Annotated in this window: 25 protein-coding genes; 9 read left to right on the top strand and 16 right to left on the bottom strand. The window is 64.5% G+C overall.

Features of this window, described 5'->3' with window-relative positions:
• Positions 1 to 3 precede the first annotated feature (3 nt).
• The 11 genes from CHX26_RS07905 to coxB all read right to left on the bottom strand — a co-directional run bounded on the left by CHX26_RS07905 (position 4) and on the right by coxB (position 9149).
• A complete protein-coding gene (locus CHX26_RS07905) occupies positions 4 to 399 on the bottom strand; it encodes a dihydroneopterin aldolase (protein WP_104941898.1) in 396 nt (131 codons plus the stop codon).
• An 11-nt stretch (positions 400 to 410) separates the two neighbouring features.
• Positions 411 to 1313 (bottom strand): class I SAM-dependent methyltransferase, encoded by a 903-nt coding sequence (locus CHX26_RS07900; RefSeq protein WP_104941897.1) that lies wholly within the window; start codon positions 1311 to 1313, stop codon positions 411 to 413.
• On the bottom strand, positions 1313 to 2722 hold the full coding sequence (gene thrC, locus CHX26_RS07895) for a threonine synthase (RefSeq protein WP_104941896.1): 1410 nt from the start codon (positions 2720 to 2722) through the stop codon (positions 1313 to 1315). Before thrC ends, CHX26_RS07900 begins: the two co-directional genes overlap by 1 nt.
• Before the next feature lie 13 nt (positions 2723 to 2735).
• On the bottom strand, positions 2736 to 3386 hold the full coding sequence (locus CHX26_RS07890; protein ID WP_104941895.1) for an SURF1 family protein: 651 nt from the start codon (positions 3384 to 3386) through the stop codon (positions 2736 to 2738).
• Complete coding sequence (locus CHX26_RS07885) at positions 3383 to 3661, bottom strand: DUF983 domain-containing protein (RefSeq protein ID WP_233997074.1); 279 nt, start codon at positions 3659 to 3661, stop codon at positions 3383 to 3385. Before CHX26_RS07885 ends, CHX26_RS07890 begins: the two co-directional genes overlap by 4 nt.
• A 95-nt stretch (positions 3662 to 3756) precedes the next feature.
• Positions 3757 to 4626 carry a cytochrome c oxidase subunit 3 gene (locus tag CHX26_RS07880; protein ID WP_104941894.1) on the bottom strand — a complete coding sequence of 290 codons (870 nt, stop codon included), beginning with the start codon at positions 4624 to 4626 and terminating at the stop codon, positions 3757 to 3759.
• Between the two features lie 30 nt (positions 4627 to 4656).
• Positions 4657 to 5256: a cytochrome c oxidase assembly protein gene (locus CHX26_RS07875; RefSeq protein ID WP_104941893.1), complete on the bottom strand. Its 600-nt coding sequence runs from the start codon at positions 5254 to 5256 to the stop codon at positions 4657 to 4659.
• Positions 5256 to 5387 carry a hypothetical protein gene (locus CHX26_RS16155; protein WP_257790838.1) on the bottom strand — a complete coding sequence of 44 codons (132 nt, stop codon included), beginning with the start codon at positions 5385 to 5387 and terminating at the stop codon, positions 5256 to 5258. Before CHX26_RS16155 ends, CHX26_RS07875 begins: the two co-directional genes overlap by 1 nt.
• Positions 5384 to 6313: a heme o synthase gene (locus CHX26_RS07870; protein ID WP_104941892.1), complete on the bottom strand. Its 930-nt coding sequence runs from the start codon at positions 6311 to 6313 to the stop codon at positions 5384 to 5386. The genes CHX26_RS16155 and CHX26_RS07870 overlap by 4 nt, the downstream gene beginning before the upstream one ends.
• A gap of 82 nt (positions 6314 to 6395) precedes the next feature.
• Positions 6396 to 8108, bottom strand: coding sequence for a cytochrome c oxidase subunit I (ctaD, locus tag CHX26_RS07865; protein ID WP_104941891.1), 1713 nt, complete (start codon positions 8106 to 8108; stop codon positions 6396 to 6398).
• A gap of 36 nt (positions 8109 to 8144) precedes the next feature.
• Positions 8145 to 9149, bottom strand: coding sequence for a cytochrome c oxidase subunit II (coxB, locus tag CHX26_RS07860; protein ID WP_104941890.1), 1005 nt, complete (start codon positions 9147 to 9149; stop codon positions 8145 to 8147).
• Positions 9150 to 9398: 249 nt separating this feature from the next.
• On the opposite strand from coxB, the gene pyrE reads away from it, so the two are divergent.
• The 7 genes from pyrE (at position 9399) to ruvX (ending at position 14103) form a co-directional block, all read left to right on the top strand.
• Positions 9399 to 9980: an orotate phosphoribosyltransferase gene (pyrE, locus tag CHX26_RS07855; protein ID WP_104941889.1), complete on the top strand. Its 582-nt coding sequence runs from the start codon at positions 9399 to 9401 to the stop codon at positions 9978 to 9980.
• Positions 9977 to 10729, top strand: coding sequence for a pyridoxine 5'-phosphate synthase (locus tag CHX26_RS07850; RefSeq protein ID WP_104941888.1), 753 nt, complete (start codon positions 9977 to 9979; stop codon positions 10727 to 10729). Before pyrE ends, CHX26_RS07850 begins: the two co-directional genes overlap by 4 nt.
• A 2-nt stretch (positions 10730 to 10731) precedes the next feature.
• Positions 10732 to 11016 carry a pyridoxal phosphate biosynthetic protein gene (locus tag CHX26_RS07845; protein ID WP_104941887.1) on the top strand — a complete coding sequence of 95 codons (285 nt, stop codon included), beginning with the start codon at positions 10732 to 10734 and terminating at the stop codon, positions 11014 to 11016.
• A 154-nt stretch (positions 11017 to 11170) separates the two neighbouring features.
• Positions 11171 to 11575 (top strand): holo-ACP synthase, encoded by a 405-nt coding sequence (gene acpS / locus CHX26_RS07840; protein ID WP_104941886.1) that lies wholly within the window; start codon positions 11171 to 11173, stop codon positions 11573 to 11575.
• Positions 11576 to 11590: 15 nt separating this feature from the next.
• A complete protein-coding gene (lepB, locus tag CHX26_RS07835) occupies positions 11591 to 12478 on the top strand; it encodes a signal peptidase I (RefSeq protein WP_104941885.1) in 888 nt (295 codons plus the stop codon).
• A 405-nt stretch (positions 12479 to 12883) separates the two neighbouring features.
• Positions 12884 to 13636: a DUF3089 domain-containing protein gene (locus CHX26_RS07830; RefSeq protein ID WP_335682287.1), complete on the top strand. Its 753-nt coding sequence runs from the start codon at positions 12884 to 12886 to the stop codon at positions 13634 to 13636.
• The gene (gene ruvX, locus CHX26_RS07825; RefSeq protein ID WP_104941884.1) at positions 13618 to 14103 is read left to right on the top strand and encodes a Holliday junction resolvase RuvX; all 486 of its coding nucleotides are present in this window, start codon (positions 13618 to 13620) and stop codon (positions 14101 to 14103) included. The genes CHX26_RS07830 and ruvX overlap by 19 nt, the downstream gene beginning before the upstream one ends.
• Positions 14104 to 14179: 76 nt before the next feature.
• On the opposite strand, the gene CHX26_RS07820 is transcribed toward ruvX, so the two are convergent.
• The 3 genes from CHX26_RS07820 to CHX26_RS15865 are packed head-to-tail and all read right to left on the bottom strand — an operon-like array spanning position 14180 to position 16205.
• Positions 14180 to 15091 (bottom strand): transposase, encoded by a 912-nt coding sequence (locus tag CHX26_RS07820; RefSeq protein WP_199797819.1) that lies wholly within the window; start codon positions 15089 to 15091, stop codon positions 14180 to 14182.
• On the bottom strand, positions 15091 to 16026 hold the full coding sequence (locus CHX26_RS07815) for a hypothetical protein (protein ID WP_146107681.1): 936 nt from the start codon (positions 16024 to 16026) through the stop codon (positions 15091 to 15093). Before CHX26_RS07815 ends, CHX26_RS07820 begins: the two co-directional genes overlap by 1 nt.
• Positions 16027 to 16046: 20 nt before the next feature.
• On the bottom strand, positions 16047 to 16205 hold the full coding sequence (locus CHX26_RS15865) for a hypothetical protein (RefSeq protein ID WP_172449741.1): 159 nt from the start codon (positions 16203 to 16205) through the stop codon (positions 16047 to 16049).
• A 127-nt stretch (positions 16206 to 16332) separates the two neighbouring features.
• Here CHX26_RS15865 and CHX26_RS07810 point away from each other — a divergent pair, with 127 nt between their 5' ends.
• Together CHX26_RS07810 and CHX26_RS07805 are read left to right on the top strand one after the other, a co-directional pair.
• Complete coding sequence (locus CHX26_RS07810) at positions 16333 to 16815, top strand: PaaI family thioesterase (RefSeq protein WP_104941882.1); 483 nt, start codon at positions 16333 to 16335, stop codon at positions 16813 to 16815.
• Positions 16808 to 17200, top strand: coding sequence for a PaaI family thioesterase (locus CHX26_RS07805; protein WP_104941881.1), 393 nt, complete (start codon positions 16808 to 16810; stop codon positions 17198 to 17200). The genes CHX26_RS07810 and CHX26_RS07805 overlap by 8 nt, the downstream gene beginning before the upstream one ends.
• A gap of 22 nt (positions 17201 to 17222) precedes the next feature.
• Here CHX26_RS07805 and CHX26_RS07800 read toward each other — a convergent pair whose 3' ends face one another.
• Positions 17223 to 19424 carry a transglycosylase domain-containing protein gene (locus CHX26_RS07800; protein WP_104941880.1) on the bottom strand — a complete coding sequence of 734 codons (2202 nt, stop codon included), beginning with the start codon at positions 19422 to 19424 and terminating at the stop codon, positions 17223 to 17225.
• A 60-nt stretch (positions 19425 to 19484) separates the two neighbouring features.
• Complete coding sequence (locus CHX26_RS07795; protein WP_104941879.1) at positions 19485 to 19958, bottom strand: hypothetical protein; 474 nt, start codon at positions 19956 to 19958, stop codon at positions 19485 to 19487.
• Position 19959: the final 1 nt, after the last annotated feature.

Here is a 19959-nt window from a genome sequence, read left to right as displayed (position 1 = left end):
CGCTCAGCCCCCGTGTTCGGGGCGACGGACGCGGTGGAGCGTAATGCCGATCTCTTCGCCCGCTTCGGCGATGGCGAGCTTGACGATCTTGACCGTCACCGCCTCAACCTTCGCGTCCTGCACGAACAGGGTTTCGCAGATGTGATCGGCCACCGCCTCGATCAGCTTGAAATGCAAGCCTTGCGGCAATCCGCCGGACGCTGCGAATTTGAGGTCCATATAGTTCTTGGACGCATCGAGCGGCGTATCGGGATCATAGCGGTCAGCCACGGCATAGCGCGCCGCGATCGAGATGCGCAGCGGCTGGGGCTTGCCGGTCTCCTCGGAATAGATGCCGGTCAGGACATCGACGACGAGATCGTTGACTTCAAGGGTGAGCGAATCGGTGCGGGAGGTCATGCGGGCGGCCCTTAGCGCGGATTCGACCAGCGCGCGAAAATCGCTGTGGGGAGCAGGCGCCCGCGCGTCTTGTCACTTTGGCCCTCCTCGCGCACGGCAAGGTCGCCATGCTCGATCTGGCCGGGCAGGTGTCCGAGCGCCTCTTGCAGCAGCCCGGCAATCGCAAGACTGCTCATGCGCACGGCATAAACAGTGAGGAACAGGAATCGGCTGTCGGCATCAAGCAGCTTGGCGCAGTCGGCGATCAGACCAGGCAGATGTTCCTCCAGCCGCCATACCTCGCCATCCGGCCCGCGCCCGAACTTGGGCGGATCGAGGATGATCCCGTCATAGCGCCGCCCGCGCCGCACTTCGCGCGCGCTGAACTTCGCCGCGTCGTCGGTCAGCCAGCGGATCGGCCTGTCCGCCATGCCCGACAGCGCGGCATTCTCGCGCGCCTGCGCCACGGATTTCTTGGAAGCATCGACATGCGTCACCTTGCCGTGCCGTGACAGCGCCAACGTGCCGAGGCCGGTATAGCCGAACAGGTTGAGGGTTTCCGCCTCGGTCAGCCCATCCAACTGCCCACGCATCCAGTCCCACACCGGGGCCATGTCGGGGAAGAATTGCAGGTGCCGAAAGGGCGTGGGCCGCGCGGTGAAGCGCACCTCGTTCCAGCCCAGCTCCCAGCCTTCGTCCGGCAGGCGTTCAGTAAAGTTCCAGCGTCCGCCGCCGTCCTCGTCCGATCCGGGGATGAACTCGCCCGCCGCGGGCCAATCAGGAAGGCGCGGCTGCCACATGGCCTGCGGTTCGGGGCGGATGAAGGAATGGGAGCCGAAGCTCTCCCACTTGCGCCCCGCGCCGCTGTCGATGAGGCGATAGGAATCCCACCCCTCGCACATCATCACCAGCGGTTGCTGGACGAGGGTTGCCATCAGGCTTGTCCGGCGTGGCCGAGCACGTAGTCACGGGTGGCGGCGTAATCGCCAGCGATCTCGACAAAGCTCTCCTCACGCCCGAACAGGTCGCCCACGCGGGCCGGTAGCGCCGGGCGCACGCCGATAGCCCGCTCGACAGCGTCGGGGAACTTGGCCGGATGTGCGGTCGCCAGCGTGACAAGCGGAACGCCCGCCGCCACCGTTCCCGTCGCTGCCACCGCGAGCGCACAATGCAGGCCGACGCCGGTGTGCGGATCGATCACCTGCCCGGCATTGCGCCACGCCCACTGCAAGGCGCGCGCGGTTTCGACCTGATCGGCCCGCGCCGAGGCGAACAGCGCGCTCGCGCCTTCAGCCTGCGCGTTGGTGAGGTGCATCGCCTTCGACGCCTCGAAGGCGCGCATCTGTTGCGCCATCGCTGTGCCGTCGCGCCCGCCAGCGTCGAACAGCAGGCGCTCGAAGTTCGACGACACCTGAATGTCCATCGAGGGGGTGATGGTGGGGGTCACGCCGCCCGCCGAATAATCCCCGTTCGAAAGCGCCCGGTGGAGGATGTCGTTGATGTTGGTGGCGACGATCAGCTTTTCGATCGGCAACCCCATCTTCGCCGCGACATAGCCTGCAAAGACGTCGCCGAAATTGCCGGTCGGCACCGAATAGGCCACCGTCCGGTCCGGCGCGCCGAGTTGCAGCGCGGAGGCGAAGTAATAGACCACCTGCGCCATCAGCCGCGCCCAGTTGATCGAATTGACCGCGCCGAGGTTCAAGGTGGTGGTGACGTCGCCATCGGTGAACATCCGCTTCACATGCGCCTGCGCGTCATCGAAGCTGCCCTCGATCGCGAGATTATGGATGTTCGGCGCACGCACCGTGGTCATCTGACGGCGCTGCACATCGCTCACCCGGCCCTTGGGGTGGAGCATGAAGATTTCCACCCGTTCCAGCCCGGCGACCCCCTGGATCGCCGCCGATCCCGTGTCCCCGCTGGTCGCGCCGACGATGGTGAGGCGCTCGCCCCGGCGTTCGAGGAAGGTCTCGAACAGGCGGCCCAGCAGTTGCAGCGCGACGTCCTTGAACGCCAGCGTCGGGCCGTGAAAAAGCTCAAGTAGCCAGTGCTGCGCGTCGAGCTGCACCAGCGGCGTGACAGCGGCGTGGCCGAAATCGCCATAGACCTTGTGCGTAAGCGCAAGCAGTTCGTCCTCGGTCAGGCTGCCCGCCACGAACGGCGCCATGACGCGCGCGGCGAGATCGGGATAGGCAAGGCCCCGCATCGCCCGGATTTCGGCCTCGGTGAAGCGCGGCCATTCGGCGGGAACATAAAGGCCGCCGTCGCTGGCGAGGCCCGCGAGCGTCACCCCTTCGAAATCGAGCGCCGGTGCGCTGCCGCGTGTCGAGACGTATTGCATATGCGAACAGCGCCTAGCGGCGACGGCGCTTTAATGCCAGCACGTAGATGACCAGCGCCGTCAGCGCGAAGAAGAACCACTGCCCGGCATAGGCGAGATGGTTGTTGGGCAGATCGCCCGGATCGGGCTTGGCCATCGGTTGCAATCCGGCGACCGGCGGGTCGGCAACGATATGATATTCAGCGTGGACGAAGCGATCATACCCTTTGTCGCTTTCGTCTGGCTGGATGACATTCATCTTGATGGTCGGCACGAGCGTCCCGGTGAACTTGCCGCCATCCCACTTCATCTTTTCAACGCTGTCAGTCCAGCCGAGAACCAGAACATAGCTTCCGGCAAGATCGAAGCCCGAAAAAATGCGGCAAGGCACTGCCGCGACGAGACCGGGTTGGCCCGACGCGCTTCGACCGGAGACAAGCTGTGGTTCACCAATCGGCACACAATCGCCTGCGACCCGGCGATATGCGAACGACGGGTCCGCAGTGAACGGATCGCTACCCCACTTATCGATAACAGCGCTGTTGCCAATCGAACGAGAATACAGCGCAATCAGCGCCTCTTTCTCCTGCTTGCGCTGGAGTTGCCAGATGCCGAGGCCGATCATCGTCAGCACCGCCGCGATCACGATGATGGCCGAGATTACCGGAATGTGGCGGGCGGTCATGGCTGCTGGCTCTCTTCGTATTGGTGATAGACCCACATGGTCTTGTAGAGCCGAAGCACGCCGATCACGCTGCCCACCGTGACTGGCGCCCAGAACAGGAAGCTCGCCCACAGTGGCGGCCTTAGCCATTCGTCCACGCCGAGCGCCGCCATTATCAGCACCAGCGCGAGCAGCATCGTCACCACGCCCACGAACCTACCGCCACGCTCCAGCGCCAGAAAGTCCAGCCCGCAGGCGCTGCATTCCTCTGCCAGCCCGGCAGGCGCGGCGAACAATGTCTTGGCGCCGCAGCGGGGACACAAACCGGAAAGGGCAGCCGAGAACAATCCCGGCTGCCCCTTCTGTTCCTTCGGACTTTCGTCCGGCAGCATCAGTGGTATTCAGCGCCCCAGCCGCCCCACACATAGATGGCAACGAACAGGAACAGCCACACCACATCTACGAAGTGCCAGTACCACGCCGCCGCTTCGAAGCCGAAGTGCTGGCGCGGGGTGAAGTGGCCAAGGTAGCTGCGATAGAGGCACACGGCGAGGAAGATCGTCCCGATCAGCACGTGGAACCCGTGGAAGCCGGTCGCCATGTAGAAGGCCGAGCTGTAGGTGTTGCCGCCAAAGCCGAAGGGCGCAACCGCATATTCATAGGCCTGAATGCCGCTGAACAGCACGCCCAGCGCAATGGTCGCCCACAGGCCCTGCTTCAGGCCGGTGCGATCACCATGGATCAGCGAATGGTGCGCCCAGGTCACTGTGGTGCCCGAACACAGCAGGATGATGGTGTTGAGCAGCGGCAGCTGGAAGGGGTTCAGCACCTCCATGCCCTGCGGGATGAAGTTGGCGATCGCACCCGCTTCGCCGAACAGGCTGGTGGTGGTGCCCGCCGCCGCATCATAGGTCAGCGCCGTCGGGAACAGCGCGAAGTCGAAGAAGCTCCAGAACCAGCCGACGAAGAACATCACTTCGGACGCGATGAACAGGATCATGCCGTAGCGCATGTGCAGCTGCACCACCGGAGTATGATCGCCGCGCTCGGCCTCGACGACGATGTTCTTGAACCACATGAAGAAGGTCGCGATCAGGCCCGCCAGGCCCGCCCACATCACGAAGCTGGCGGCATTGCCGAACAGCGCCGGGTGCCAGCTCAGCACCATGCCACTGGTGAAGGTGAGCGCCGAGATCGAGCCGACCAGCGGCCAGATATCGGGTTCGAGGATATGGTAATCGTGGTTTGCCTTGCCAGCCATGTGGATGTTCCCGTCCCTGGGTTTAGCGGATCAATTGGTGCGCTCAGAAGCCGCAAGCTGCGGCGTCTTCGTGCGGTGGAAAGTATAGCTGAGGGTGATCTGTTCGACACCCGTCATGTTCGGATCGTCAAGCATCGCCGGGTCGACGAAGTACAGCACCGGCATGGTGACTTCCTGCCCCGGCATCAGCGTCTGCTCGGTAAAGCAGAAGCACTGGACCTTGTTGAAATACTTGCCGGCCTGTTCCGGCGTGACGTTGAAGGTCGCCATCCCGGTCACCGGCACAGAGCTTTCGTTGCGCGCGATGTAGGTGGCGATATCGCGCTCACCGATGGTGATCGTGTCAGTCGCCTGGGCAGGCCGGAAAGTCCACGGCATATCGCTTGCGGCCGAAGCGTCGAAACGGATCGAAATGGTCTGGCCCGTGGCATTGGCCGCAGCGCGGGCGGCATCGCTCTCGGTCGCGGTCATGGTCGTGCCGCCGAACCCGGTGACGCGGCAGAACATCTCGTACAGCGGCACAGCCGCATAGCCGAGCCCGAGCATGAACAACGCGCCCGCAAAGGCCATCATCCCCACGCGCGCATTGCGGCGGGCGGTATCGTCCGTGAGGGGCGCAGCGCTCGCCATCAGCCGGCATCTCCGATGCGCACGATCGTAATCGCGTAGAACAGCACGACGAAGAAGATCAGCGTGCCTGCGACGACCCAGTTGCGCGCCTTGCGGCGGCGAATGAATTCACGCTCTTCCTCAGGGGTCATGCAATCCACCCCTGATAGAAGGCGACCCGGTCCGCGACGAGTGCGGCGAACAGGACAAAGAGATAGACGATCGAGAACTTGAACAGCTTCTTTTCGGGAAGCATCGCGTCAGTCTCGGCCCGCATCCGGGTGAAGACCGGCATGGCCAGCAGCACGAACAGCGCCGACAGCACCACCGCGACCGAGCCATAGATCCAGCTCGTCCCGCCGATATACCAGGGCGCAACCGTGATCGGCGCAAGCAGCAGGGTGTAGAGCATGATCTGCCGGCGCGTGGCCTTTTCGCCCGCGACCACCGGCAGCATCGGAATGCCGACCTTGGCGTAATCGGTCTGCACGAACAGAGCGAGCGCCCAGAAATGCGGCGGCGTCCAGAAGAAGATGATCGCGAACAGCAGGATCGGCATGGCGGTGATCTCGCCCGTCACCGCGACCCAGCCGATCAGCGGCGGAAAGGCGCCCGCACCACCGCCGATCACGATGTTCTGCGGGGTGCGCGGCTTCAGCCACATGGTGTAGATCACCGCGTAATAGATAATCGCGCCCAGCAGCAGGGAAGCAGCCAGCCAGCCGACCGCCAGGCCCATCAGCACGATCGATACTGCCGACAGGAAAATGCCGAAATCGCGCGCATCCTCGCGTCGCATCCGGCCGCCCGGGAGCGGGCGGTTCATGGTGCGCTTCATGCCGGCGTCGATGTCGGCTTCCCACCACATGTTGAGAACCGCCGAACCGCCCGCGCCCATCGCAATGGCAAGGATCGCGGTGAAGGCGATCACCGGGTGGATCGAACCGGGCGCTGCCAGCACACCGCAGATCGCGGTGAAGATCACGAGCGTCATCACCCGCGGCTTGGTCAGCGCGAAGAAATCACGCCATTCCGTCGGCAGGGTCTGCGCTGTGGTCTGTGGTGCGGTGCTTGCCATGGCCTCGTCTGCTTGATGGGCAAGGAGCGCGGACTGTCAGCCGCGCTCCCCCCTTTTGCTCATGCTCCGGTCAGGGAGCCGATCAGGCCGTCGCCGGACGGTGATCGTGGTAGTCCATGCTGTCGGTGATGACCGGCAGCGTTTCGAACTGGTGGTAGGGCGGCGGGCTCGGCAGGGTCCATTCGAGCGTCGTCGCACCTTCGCCCCACGGGTTGGCTTCGGCCTTCTTGCCGGCAACCAGCGCGTAGAGGATGTTGACGAAGAAGAACACCATCGAACCGGCCATGATGTAGTACCCGAAGGTGCTGATCTCGTGCCAGTAGGTGTAGGCTTCCGGATAGTCGGGGTAACGGCGCGGCATCCCCTGCATCCCCAGGAAGTGCTGCGGGAAGAAGATCACGTTCACGCCGATGAAGAAGGTCCAGAAGTGGACGTGCGACAGCAGCTCGCTGTGCATCCGTCCGCTCATCTTCGGGAACCAGTAGTAGAAGCCCGCGAACATCGAGAACACCGCGCCCATCGACAGCACGTAGTGGAAGTGAGCGACCACGTAGTAGGTGTCGTGCAGGTTGTCGTCGATCCCGCCATTGGCGAGCACCACGCCGGTCACGCCGCCGACGGTGAACAGGAAGATGAAGCCCAGCGACCAGACCATCGGCGACTTGAACTGGAGGCTGCCGCCCCACATCGTCGCGATCCAGCTGAAGATCTTCACGCCGGTCGGCACCGCGATCACCATGGTCGCCGCCGTAAAGTACATCTTCGTGTTCACGTCGAGGCCCACGGTGTACATGTGGTGCGCCCAGACGATGAAGCCGACCACGCCGATCGCGACCATCGCATAGGCCATGCCGAGGTAACCGAACACCGGCTTGCGGCTGAAGGTCGCCACGATCTGGCTGATCATGCCAAAGCCCGGCAGGATCATGATGTAGACTTCGGGGTGGCCGAAGAACCAGAACAGGTGCTGGTAGAGCACCGGATCACCGCCGCCCGCCGGATCGAAGAAGGTCGTGCCGAAATTGCGGTCGGTCAGCAGCATGGTAATGGCAGCTGCCAGGACGGGAAGCGCCAGCAGAAGAAGGAATGCGGTAACCAGCACCGACCACACGAACAGCGGCATTTTGTGCAGGGTCATCCCCGGCGCACGCATGTTGAAGATGGTGGTGATGAAGTTGGTCGCACCCAGGATCGAACCGGCGCCCGACAGGTGCAGCGAGAAGATCGCGAAGTCGACCGCCGGGCCGACCGAACCGCTGGTGGAAAGCGGCGCATAGACCGTCCAGCCGGTACCCGCACCGGGGCCGGAACCGCCGGGAACGAACAGCGAGAACAGCAGGCTGAAGAAGCCCGCCACGGTCAGCCAGAAGCTGACATTGTTCATGCGCGGGAAAGCCATGTCCGGCGCGCCGATCATCAGCGGCACGAACCAGTTGCCGAAGCCGCCGATCATGGCCGGCATGACCATGAAGAACACCATGATGAGGCCGTGGGCGGTGATGAACACGTTCCACATGTGCAGCGCGGTGTTCAGATCATTGCCGCCGCCCATGAACTGGGCCCACCACTGCAGGTACTGGATACCCGGCTCGGCCAGCTCGACACGCATGATGCCCGAAATGGCACCACCGATGATCCCCGCGATGATCGCGAAGATCAGGTACATCGTGCCGATGTCCTTGTGGTTGGTCGACATGAACCAGCGGGCGAAAAAGCCCGGCTTGGGATCCGCGTGATCATGCCCGTCGTGGGAATGATCGTGGTGGACGTCGAAGCCTTCAGCGGTGGTTGCCATGGTCTGATACTCTCAGCTTGTATTCGTTTGTCTGTCTCAACGGGCGGTCAGCGCAGCGACCTGCTCGGGCGCGGCTTCGGCGGCCGGTGCCTCTTCAGCGCCCGGCATCGTGCCGCCCTGCGCTGCAACCCATGCCGCGAATTCCTCGGGCGGGAGCGCCTCGATCGCGATCGGCATATAGGCGTGACGCGCACCGCAAAGTTCCGAGCACTGGCCGTAATAGACGCCCGGCTCGCGGATGGTCAGGAGCTTTTCGTTGAGACGGCCCGGCACCGCGTCCATCTTGAACCACAACGACGGCACGGCAAAGGCGTGGATCACGTCGGTCGCGGTGGTCTGGATGCGCAGCGGAACGCCGGCCGGCACAACCATCCGGTTATCGACCGCCAGCTGGCCCGGCTCACCGCGACGCACGGCCTCGGCTTCATCGAGCATGTTCGAAATGATCTCGATCTCGCCATGGTCGGGATAGGTGTAGCCCCAGTACCACTGATAGCCGGTCGCCTTGATGGTGACCGCATCGGCAGGCGGGGTTTCGTACTGGCGCGCCAGCAGAGTGATGGACGGCACCGCGATCACCACCAGGATGATCACCGGCACGATCGTCCACACCACTTCGATCATGGTGTTGTGGGTCGTCTTCGATGCAACCGGGTTGGCGCGGCGGTTGAAACGTACCACCACATAAAGCAGCAGGCCGAGCACGAACAGGCTGATGACGGTGATCACCGGAAGCAGGATCACATCATGCATCCACAAGGCATAATCGCCATTGTCCGAATACTGGTCCTGGAAGGTCAGGCTCTTGGCCATCGCGCCCGGTTCGCCGGTGCGCGGGTCGGTCGGCATGCCCTTGCCCTTGGTCGGGGCCATCGGGGTGTAGGCGCTGGTCGCTTCGGCCGGGGCCGCAGCAGCAGCGTCAGCCGCAGGCGCTTCAACAGCGACGGGAGCGGGAACGGCGGCAGCATCCTGCGCCGCAAGGCCCGCCGGCGCGAACGCCGCGAGCGCGGCAGCAAGCGCCGCCAGAATAGCCTTTTTCATACGGGTGTGCCTCTGACCCAACATATGTGTCCAAGTGGTTCGAATCTGATCCCATACCGCCCGCCACGAACGATCCCCCCTGAGATCATGCAGCAGACAGCGTTTAGCCAGCCCTGGGGCCAGCTTCAGTCACCGCCCTTAGCCCCGCTTGCCGAGGGCCTCAAGCGCTTCTAGGGAGAAAATTATGCAAGGCGCCATGTAGCCTGCGCAATCCGGCAGTTTCCCTTATAGTTTCTAAGGAGTTGGTTCGTGACGCAAGAGGAAGTTCTGGCGGAGTTCCGCAGCTCGGGCGCGCTGCTTGAAGGCCATTTCAAGCTCTCCTCGGGCCGACACAGCGGACATTATCTGCAATGCGCCCGCGTGCTGATGAACCCCGCAAGGGCCGCCCGTCTTGCCGAAGCGGTGGTCGCCGGGATCCCTTCCGACGTGCTTGCAAAGGTCGATGTCGTTGTCTCCCCGGCGATGGGCGGGATCATCATCGGCCATGAAGTCGGCCGGGCGCTGGGCAAGGACGCACTGTTCCTCGAACGGCCCGAAGGCACCTTCCACTTGCGCCGCGGATTTGCCCTCACCCCCGGTGCGAAGGTGCTGATGGTCGAGGATGTCGTGACCACCGGGCTGTCCAGCCGCGAAGCCATCGCCGCGGTCGCACGCGAGGGCGCCGAGGTGATCGCCGAATGCGCGATCATCGACCGGTCTTGCGGTTCGGTCGATCTCGGCGTGCCGTTCTACCCGCTGCTCGCCATTGATTTTCCGACCTATGACGAAAACAACATCCCGGCCGCACTGGCTGCCGTAGAAGTGACAAAGCCCGGCAGCCGGAAGGAATGACCCTGACCAACTCCCATCACCTTCGTCTTGGCGTGAACATCGATCACGTCGCCACGATCCGCAATGCGCGCGGCGGGGATCATCCCGACCCGGTGCGCGCGGCAGAAATCGTCGCGGCTGTGGGCGGCGACGGCATCACGGCGCACCTGCGCGAAGACCGCCGCCATATCCGCGACGAGGATCTGGCGCGGATTCAGGCGGCGACCGATCTGCCGCTCAACCTCGAAATGGCCGCCACGCCCGAGATGCTGTCCATCGCCTTGCGTCACAAGCCCCACGCCGCTTGCATCGTCCCCGAAAAGCGCGAGGAGCGCACCACCGAAGGCGGGCTGGATGCAGCGGGGATGCACAACACCCTCGTCCCCATCTGCGAGGAACTGCGCGCGGCAGGCATCCGGGTCTCGTTGTTCATTGAGGCCGACGAGCGGCAATTGGACGCTGCCCTGCGCCTCGGCGCGCCGGTGGTGGAATTTCACACCGGCGAATATGCCCACGCCTTCCTCGATGGCGATGGCGAGCGGGTGACGCGCGAATTGCGCCGCATCACCGACATGGCTGCGCTGGCCGCCAAGAACGGGATCGAGCCGCATGCAGGCCACGGCCTCACCTTCGAGAACGTCCAGCCGATCGCCGCCATACCCCAGATCGCGGAACTCAACATCGGCCACTACCTGATCGGCGAGGCGGTGTTCGTCGGGCTTGAAGGCGCGATCCGCCGGATGCGCGAATTGATGGATGCGGCGCGATAGGCATGGCCGAGCCCGACCTCCCTCCCCTCACCCCGGAGCAGAAACGCTGGGCCTTCGCCGCGGCGGGGCTGTTCCTGCTGGCCGTCGGTTTTCTTGGCTTTGCACTCAACACCGGGGTGATGCAGGTCTTCGCCGTCGGCTGGGTGGCACTGATGATTGTCGGCTTCGTCGGCGCAAGCAGGGTGGCCAAGGGCGATTTCGCCCACCCGCTGTTCAAGGCGCAGGTGATGCTCCACGTGGTCGCCATCGGCCTGCTGGTGGCGGTGATGATCAGGGCGTTTTCTTGATTACGCTCGCCCTCCGGCGAGCGATATCCTCGCTCACGCGGCCTGAAGGCCGGGTGTCCCGCCTGCGGCGGTTCAGCTTCGCTTCCGCTGCGGGCGGCCAGTCGGCCTTGCGGTCGCTGCGCGACCGTTCCAGCACGCAAACGAAAGGCTTGTTGTGATCATCGGCATGGGCTCCGACCTCTGCAATATCGAACGGATCGCCAATTCGCTCGCACGCTATGGCGAGCGTTTCGAGAGCCGCGTCTTCACCGAGATCGAGATCGCCAAGGCCCGCCGCCGCCCCTTCACCATCGCCGGCACCTACGCCAAACGCTTCGCCGCCAAGGAGGCCTTCTCCAAGGCGGTCGGCACCGGGTTCAAGCGCGGGGTGTTCATGAAGGATATCGGCGTGGTCAACGCCGCTTCAGGCGCGCCAACGCTGGCGCTGACCGGCGGCGCGGCTTTGCGGCTTGAAGAAATGACACCGAAAGGCCATGAGGCGCGCATTCATCTGACACTCACCGACGATCACCCATGGGCGCAGGCCTTCGTGATCATCGAAGCCATCCCCATCCTCTGAACGGCTCTCCCCGACATGGCAACCACCGAGACCCCGCAAGTGACCGAAACCAGCGCCCCCGGACAACCACAGAAGGTCGATTGGCTCGCCGAGATCCGTGGTCTGGCGCTGATGCTGCTGGCTGTGCTGGCCTTCCACAGTCTCGTTGCCAAGCCGTTCTACATCCCCTCAACCTCGATGATGCCGACCTTGTGGGTGGGCGACCGGCTGGTGGTGAGCAAATATCCCTATGGCTGGTCATGGGCCTCGGCGAGCTTCCACCTGCTGCCGCGTGGCGATTGGCGGGTGTGGGCCGCGACGCCCGAATATGGCGACATCGTGATTCCCGTCCACCCGATCCGCGATGAGGATTACATCAAGCGCGTGGTCGCCTTGCCGGGCGATACGATCGAAGTGCGGGCCGGGCAGATCATCCTCAACGGTCAACCGATCAAGCGCGAAGTCGTCCCATCGGTGCGCTTGCCGTTCGAGCCCACGCTGCTGTGCAAGGACGGCCCGTGCCTCACCGCCTTCGAAGCCTATCGCGAGACCGGGCCGGATGGGCAGGAATACTTCGCCCCGCCGACGTGGCGCGAAACCCTGCCCAATGGCGCGACCTATCTCACGATCGACTACACCGATCAGTCGCTCGACAATTACGGCCCCTATACCGTGCCTGACGACAGTGTCTTCGTAATGGGCGACAACCGCGATCAGAGCGCCGACAGCCGCGCCGGCGCGGCAGAAAACGGGCTGGGTGACGGGGTACCGATGGCGAATATCGGCGGGCGCGCGGAGTTCATCACCTTCAGCCTTGATGGATCAACCACCTGGAACCCGGCGACCTGGTTCTCCAGCCTGCGCGGCGATCGGGCGTGGACCACCCTGCGGCCTGCGTTGGCCGAAGGCCAAGCCGCCAAGTGATCTGAAGCATGGCGCGCAAGTTCCTCTATTTCGTTGCCTTCTGCATCGTGCTCGTGATCGGCGGGCGCATCCTTTACGAGTTGTTTCAGGAAGAACTGGCGCAGATCGCGCTGGTACCATCGACCGAATTCACTCCGGTCAAACCGCTTGAGACCAACGCCTATGAAGACCCCGGCCTGTGGTTCTCGCGCCCCGGCATCGGCGTGAGCGACCCGGCGCGCTGGCAGCCGGCCTATGCTTCGGACCGGGGTCTGCTGCCCACCCCGGCCGAGCCGCCGGTAAAGCCCTTCGCGGTGTTCTTCGTCCACCCCACCAGCTACCTCAACCGCGCCAGCTGGAACGCACCGCTCGACAATGGCGGCGATCCAGAGGCTGAACGGATCGCCCGGGTCTACCTGCGCGCGCATGGCGAGCCCCTTCAACGCGGCGAGCGAAATCTGGGCGCCGCGTTACCGGCAGGCGACGATGGGCGCCTTCCTGACCGACGCGCCGGAGGGCCGCCGCGCGATCGATGCCGCCTATGCCGACGTACGCGAGGCGTTCCGCTATTTCCTCTCCAGCGTCGCGCCCGATACGCCAATCGTGCTGGCGGGCCATTCGCAAGGCGCGCTGCATCTGAAGCGGCTGATCGCCGAGGAAGTGAAGGGTTCGCCCCTCGCCGGACGTCTGGTGGCCGCCTATGTGATCGGCTGGCCAGTTTCGACCCTGCACGATCTGCCGGTGATGGGCATTCCCGCCTGCGCCGCGACCGACCAGACCGGCTGCGTTATCAGTTGGTCGAGCTTTGCCGAACCGGCCGAACCGGCGCAGGTGCTGCGCGCCTATGGCGAGACCCCGGCGCTTGACGGCACAGCGCCGGGAAACAGCCCGATGCTGTGTTCCAACCCGCTGACCGGCCTGATCGGCGGCAGCGCGCCGGCCAGTGCCAATCTCGGCACACTGGTGCCGGAAGACAGCATGGACAAGGGCGCGCTCCAACCCAATCTCGTCCCTGCCCGCTGCGACAAGAACGGCATTCTGCTGATCGGCCCGCCGCCGGAAATGGGATCCTACGTGCTGCCGGGCAACAATTACCACGTCTATGACCTGCCGCTGTTCTGGGCGAACACCAAGGCCGACGTGATCCGCCGGGTGGAAGCGTGGACACCGGCCGCTTGATCTTCGAGGACGCGCGCGGCTTCGGAGCGGCGCTGGGGGAAGGCGGCGTGTTGCTGGGTCTTGATCTCGGCACCAAGACGCTCGGCACAGCGCTGTGCGATGCCGGATGGCGCTTTGCCACCAACAACGCCACGATCCAGCGCGGCAAATGGGGCCGCGACCGCGAGACGCTGGCGGCGCTGATCAAGAGCCGGAGCGTCAAGGGGATCGTGCTCGGCCTGCCGCGCAACATGGACGGCAGCGAGGGGTCACGCGCACAAGCCTCCCGCGCCTATGCCCGCAATATGGCAGAAGCCTTTGCCCTGCCCGTCCTGCTGTGGGACGAACGCTGGTCGACGCAGGCCGCCGAGGCTGCGATGATCGGCATGGACATGAGCCGCGCCAAACGCGCCGCCGCGATCGACGCCCATGCCGCAGCGGTGATCCTGCAAGGCGCGATCGACCGGCTGGCAGGCGGCGTGCTTTAGGCACCACCTCCGTTCGCCTCGAGCGCAGTCGAGAGGCTTGTCCAATGTGTCTCGACTGCGCTCGACACGAACGGCGTTACGGTTGTTCGAGCAATCCCCGCCGCATCCGCGCCGCGCCTGCCACCATCCGGCTGCCCGACAGCTCCCCCGCGCGCCACAGCGCGTCGACTTCGGCAGGCTTGTCCAGCATCTCTGCCCGGGCCTCGAAACTGGCAAGGCGCATCCGCTCGCTGGGATGGCGCGTCCCGACCCACGCGGCATAGTCCCACGCGCCCGGCGCCCCGCTCGCCACCGCGACCCGCAGAAAGGCCTCGGCCGCGAGCGGGTTGAGCCAGCGCGTCACCGTGCCGGCCTTCAGATCGAACCCATACTGATCGTGCCACCCCTGCGCCGGATCGAGCCGCATCACGTTGACCGACACCGAAAGCCGTTCAGGCGGCAACTGGCTGTGAACATCGGCATGGCGGCGATAGAGCATCAGCTTGCCGGGCGAGAGCACCGAACGCTCGATAAAGCGCAGCCCCGCATCCTCGCCCGGATAGCCCGCGACAGCCTCGTAATCATACTCGTAATAGTCGCTGGCATAGCCCGGCCCGCAGTAACCGACTGTGAGAAAATCGAAATTGTGATCATGCGGCGCGCCATAGACAAAGCTGCCCGCGCCGCTGGTCTGGAACACGTGATCGCGCGGGGATGGCCAGATCGCTGCGCGCAGGAACGCTGCACCGGGGCAATTGTCGCGCGGACGACTGAGCACAATCGCCTGCGGGCCATAGCCGCTGGCGATTTCATCTCCGCCGCGCCCCGCCAGCCGGTCGATCAGCACGTCACCAAGGAAGGTGCGGTTATTGGCCAACCGCCGCAGCCAGTCGGCCGCTGCACGGGTGCTGGCGGGATCATCGGCGTCGAAACCGATGTCGCCCAGCGCGGCGATGCATTCCTTCAGCGAACAACTGTCGGAGGAGGGATTGTCGATCACCAACGGCATCAGGCAGGCTCCAGCATGACAAGCGCAGGCTGCGCGGCGAGGAGATCGCGGCGCAGCTTCGCCGCAGGCCCGGCCAGCGCATCGCCATCATGCGCGGCCAGCCGGGCCAGCAGTGCCATGCCCGCGGCCGTATCGAGCCCCAGCACCTGCCGCAGCGCCTCCCACCTCAGGTCACGTTCGGCGGACAGGTTGCAGGCAAGGTCTTCCATCGCTGCCAGCGCCGGACGGTGTTCCAGCGCGCCCAGCACGGCAAGCGCCATCATTTGCTGGCTGGCGCGCTTCGATCCGCTGATGGTCTTGAGCAATGCCCCGCCGGGCAAGGCGTGTTCGCGTGCCGGGCCGGGGTCGGCAGCCTCGCGGGTCAGTTGCAGCACCAGCAGCGGCTTTGTCACGGCGAGGATATGGCGGGCGGTGCGTCCGTCCTTGCGGATCATCCGGGTTGCCGGGCGACAATCAATCCGGGTCTCGGCAAGGCCCTCCCCCGTGAGCCGGTAAAGCGCCGCGCGCGCCGCTCCCGCCAGCACGATCTCGTGCACTTCGCCATCCTCGAACAGCACCGACCGGGCGGGCGCTGCGGGGCGAGGCGCAAAGGCCGCCAATGTCAGCGCCGCGCGGCCGCTCTGCGCCATCCGGATGCGGGCGAGGCCGGGCATGGCAGAGGTGCCGAATGGCAACTGCGCCAGCGGCTCGGCCTCCAAGGCTTCCATCAACGGCGCGATCAGTCCCTGCACGAGGGCTTCGGCCATGGGAGGCGCGACTATTACGGCGGACAGCGCCGCCAGATCGTCAAGGGCCGCGCCCGCGCCATAGGCCGCCAGATCAGCCAGCACTCCGGCAGCAGGCTCCTGCTCCTGCCAGAGCGCCAGCGCGGCATCCACGCGAGGCTGCGGAACGCGCTGGCTCCGCAGCGATGCAATGGCCGTATCGACCTGCATTCTCGTGCCTTCCCGTGCGCTCAGAGCGTCGGAGCCGGGGGCAGCACTTCGTAGAGGAAAACCATGATGTCCACGATGCGGTCGTCGATCGGGCCACCGGCCTGCAGCACCGAGCCGAACAGCGCCTGTGCGTCATCAAGCCCGGGAATCTGGTCAAGGCTGATACGGGGTAGATCCATGATGCTCTCCTTGGATTGGCAGCGTCGGCCCAACGCCGGACGGCCGCCGTCGATGCTGGCCCAGGCTTGCGCTCTCCCGAAATTAAATGATTGTAACCCGCCTGCGCCCGCCCCTATGCACCGGCCCATGAACACACCCCCCGCCCGGTTTGATGCCCGCGAAGCATCACGTTGGTTCTTCCGCCACGGCCACACTGGCTGGCTTGGCCTGAGGTTCACCGAACAGGGCGAAAACTGGGTCGAACTGGAATTGCCCTGGCGCGAGGATCTGGTCGGCGACAGCAAGAGCGGCGTGCTCGCCTCCGGGCCGATCATCAGCCTGATGGACATGGCCAGCGGCATGGCAATCTGGCAGGCCAGCCGCACTTTCAATCCGGTTGCCACGCTCGATCTCAGGGTCGATTACCAGCGCCCGGCGCGCGAAGGGGCCAGCGTACGCGGACGGGTGGAATGCTATCGCACAACCCGCTCCGCAGCCTTCGTCCGGGGGATAGCCCATGATGGCAACCCGGAGGATCCGGTTGCCCATGTCGCGGGCGTGTTCATGACCATCGCCGCCGATCCGCGAAAGGAAAACCCCGCTCTGGCCACAGCCTTGGGTGATGACTGAGATGCTCGAACTGCCTGCCTATGCCCGCTCGCTCGGGATCACGATCTGCGACGAGGAGGCCGGAATGCCGGTGGTTTCGGTCGATTTCGGGCCGAATGTCGAAGGCCGCCCGGCGCATTTCCATGGCGGGGCCACTGCCGGCCTGCTGGAGACCGCCGGCTACGCCGCGCTCCACGCTGCGCTGACGGCAGCTGGGCGCGATCCGTTGCTGAAGCCGATCAACATCACGGTGCAATATCTTGCGGCGGGCAAATCGCGCGCGAGTTTTGCTGTCGGGCGCATCACCCGGCTGGGACGCCGCAACGCCAATGTGACGGTCGAGGCCTGGCAGGATGATCGCAACCGTCCGATTGCAACGGCGGTGATGAATATATTGATGGTTTGAGGGCCGGGAGGTCTGCAACATACTAAGGCGGCGGCGTCGCGCCGGGCGCGGGCGCAGGTGCAGGTGTGGGCTGCACGGCCACCCCGCCCTGATCCAACCGCACCTCGACCGGCACGCCTTCCTGCCGCAGCGTCACGCCATTGCCGTCGATCTGGAGAATCGTACCATCCTGCCCGAGCGGGATCTGCCCGCCCTCCACGTCCAACGGCTGGACCGGTCCTTCCGGGTCGGGCGAGGCAGTGGACCGTGGCGCTGGGGCAGCCTCGATCTTCAGCGCACCGCGCATGAAATCCCGCCAGATGCGCGCAGGCGTGCTGCCGCCGGTCACGCCCTGCATCGGGGTGTTGTCATCATTGCCGACCCATACCCCCACAACCAGATCGCCCGCATAGCCCACGAACAGCGCATCGCGGTAATCCTGCGTGGTGCCGGTCTTGCCGAAATTGGCGATCGGCAGCACGGCATTACGGCCCGTGCCGCGGTTGATCGCGGCGCGCAGCATCGCTTCAAGGTCCTTGTGAACGCGCGAGGACATTGAATCCTTGCGCGTTGTCAGCCATTCCCACCACCCCGGCTCGCCCCGCGCGAAGGCATGGGGTTCGACCGGGTAATCATTGGCGGCAATCCCGGCATAGGCGGCAGTCAGCTCCATCAACGTCATCGCCGAGGTGCCGAGCGCGAGGCTGGGATCGCCTTCAGGCATGTCAGCGCTGATGCCCAGCTTGCGGGCATTGCGGATCACCTTGTCGCTGCCCACCGCCTGAAACAGCCGGACGGCCGCGACATTGCTGGATTGGGCGAAGGCATCCTCCAGCGTGATCTGATCGGAGTAGCGTTCCCGCGCGTTTTTGGGGCGATAACTGCCTTGCGTGATCGGGGTGTTGGGGATGGTATCATCCGGTTCCCAGCCTTCTTCCAGCGCGGTGAGATAGACGAAGGTCTTGAAGGTCGAGCCCGGCTGGCGGCGCGCCTGCGTGGCGCGGTTGAAGGAGGAATCGGCGTAGTTTCTCCCGCCCACCATCGCCACCACCTCGCCATTGCGGCGCATCGCCACCAGCGCAACCTGCGCTCTGCCCAGTGGCGCACGCGATACCACGCGGTTGGCCAGCGACTGAAGGCGGGAATCGAGCGTGGTGGTGAGCGTCTGTTTCGAATAGCTCGCCTCCATCCCCTCGCGCGCCAGCGGCAGCGCCCAGTCGGCAAAATAGGTGCCGGTCGGCAGGTTATCGTCGCGGGTGCGCACGTCGATGCGCGGATCGGGCAGCGCACGGGCCTCAGCCTCGGTCAGATAGCCTTCCTCGACCATCGAGCGGATGACCAGCTCCATGCGTTTCTGCGCCTTGTCATAGTGCTTCGTCGGTGCATAGCGCGAAGGCGCCTGCAACAATCCGGCAAGCATCGCCGCCTGTTCGGGCTTCAGCTTTTCAGGCTGGCGGTAGAAGTAATGCAGACTGGCCGCCCGCAGGCCATACTGGTTGTCGCCGAAATAGGCATTGGACAAATAGCGTTCGAGGATCTCGTCCTTGGTCAGCCACGCCTCCAGCCAGAAGGCGATCAGCGCCTCGCGCGCCTTGCGGCTGAGGCTCTGTTCGGGGGTAAGGAAGGTGAATTTGGCGAGCTGCTGGGTGATGGTCGAGCCGCCGCCATAGCCGGTCCACGCCGCCCGGGCGATGCCGCGCGGGTCGATGCCCCAGTGCGAATAGAACCGCCGATCCTCGATCGCGATGAAGGCCTGCACTACGTGGGGCGGCAAGTCGGCGACCTTGACCGGGGCTTCGACAACCGCCCCCTGCCGCGCGATGGGCGTGCCGTCACTTGCGAGCAGCGTCACCTGCGGCGGAGCAATGGGTTCAAGGCTTTTCGAAAGCGGCGCGGTTATGGTGAGCCAGCCGATCAGCAGGGCGAACAGCGCAAAGCCTGCCATGATGCTGCGCCCCGCCCACCATAGGCGCGAGCGCGCGCGCCAGTAATCGCGCTGCCACCAGCGCAGGCGGCGCTGCTCCTCGACTTCGAGCGCCGCGTCGATCCCCGACAGCTTGGCATCCCACGCATCGAAATCCGGCGTCGCCGAGGCGCGCGGGCGCGGGAGATTGTCCTCGTCATCCTCATCGTCGGGATCGACCGGGCGAGCGGATTCGTAGAGCGGATAGAACCCGGCAGGCGTCGTCGCGCGTTCATCATCTCGCGCGCGGGAGCCTTTCCGGAATCGGTCGAAGAACGCCATGGTTAAGGGCTGTGTTATCAGCCTAGGACACTTGAGGGCAAGCGGTCAAAAAATTGCCGCTTACTTGCGATCTACGAGCTTACTGAGAGCCCGCAAGCCCTCAACCATCGACTTTAACTGGCCAACTTCAGCCTTAAGAACTTTGATCTCTTGATTGCGCTTCAACAAATCGGAAGACCGTTTCGCAAGGTCTTTTTCGAGGGTCTTAGCTTTTTTATGCGCTTCGAAGACTTTGCTCCGGAGACTTGAAATGTCAGCTTCCGCCCGATCATTAGCAGCGCGCAAATCTTGATTTTCCTTAGCGAGCCTCGCTGCCGTCAACCGGCATTCCTCTGCATCCCGCGCAAAAAATTCTGAAATTTCAACAAGTTCATCATCAGATACGCTGAGTAGGTTTCGGGCACTTACGCCCATATGTGACAACACTCGCTTAAAGTCTTCGCGTGTGTAAATCTGGGCAGATGAAAGCTCTGCTTGAAGAAAGGCATCTATCCGCTTCTGGACGATGTCCTCAAGAAGACTGGGTAATCCCATC

Source organism: Porphyrobacter sp. HT-58-2 (assembly GCF_002952215.1).
Lineage (GTDB): Bacteria > Pseudomonadota > Alphaproteobacteria > Sphingomonadales > Sphingomonadaceae > Erythrobacter.
This window is presented reverse-complemented; position numbering and strand designations above follow the sequence as displayed.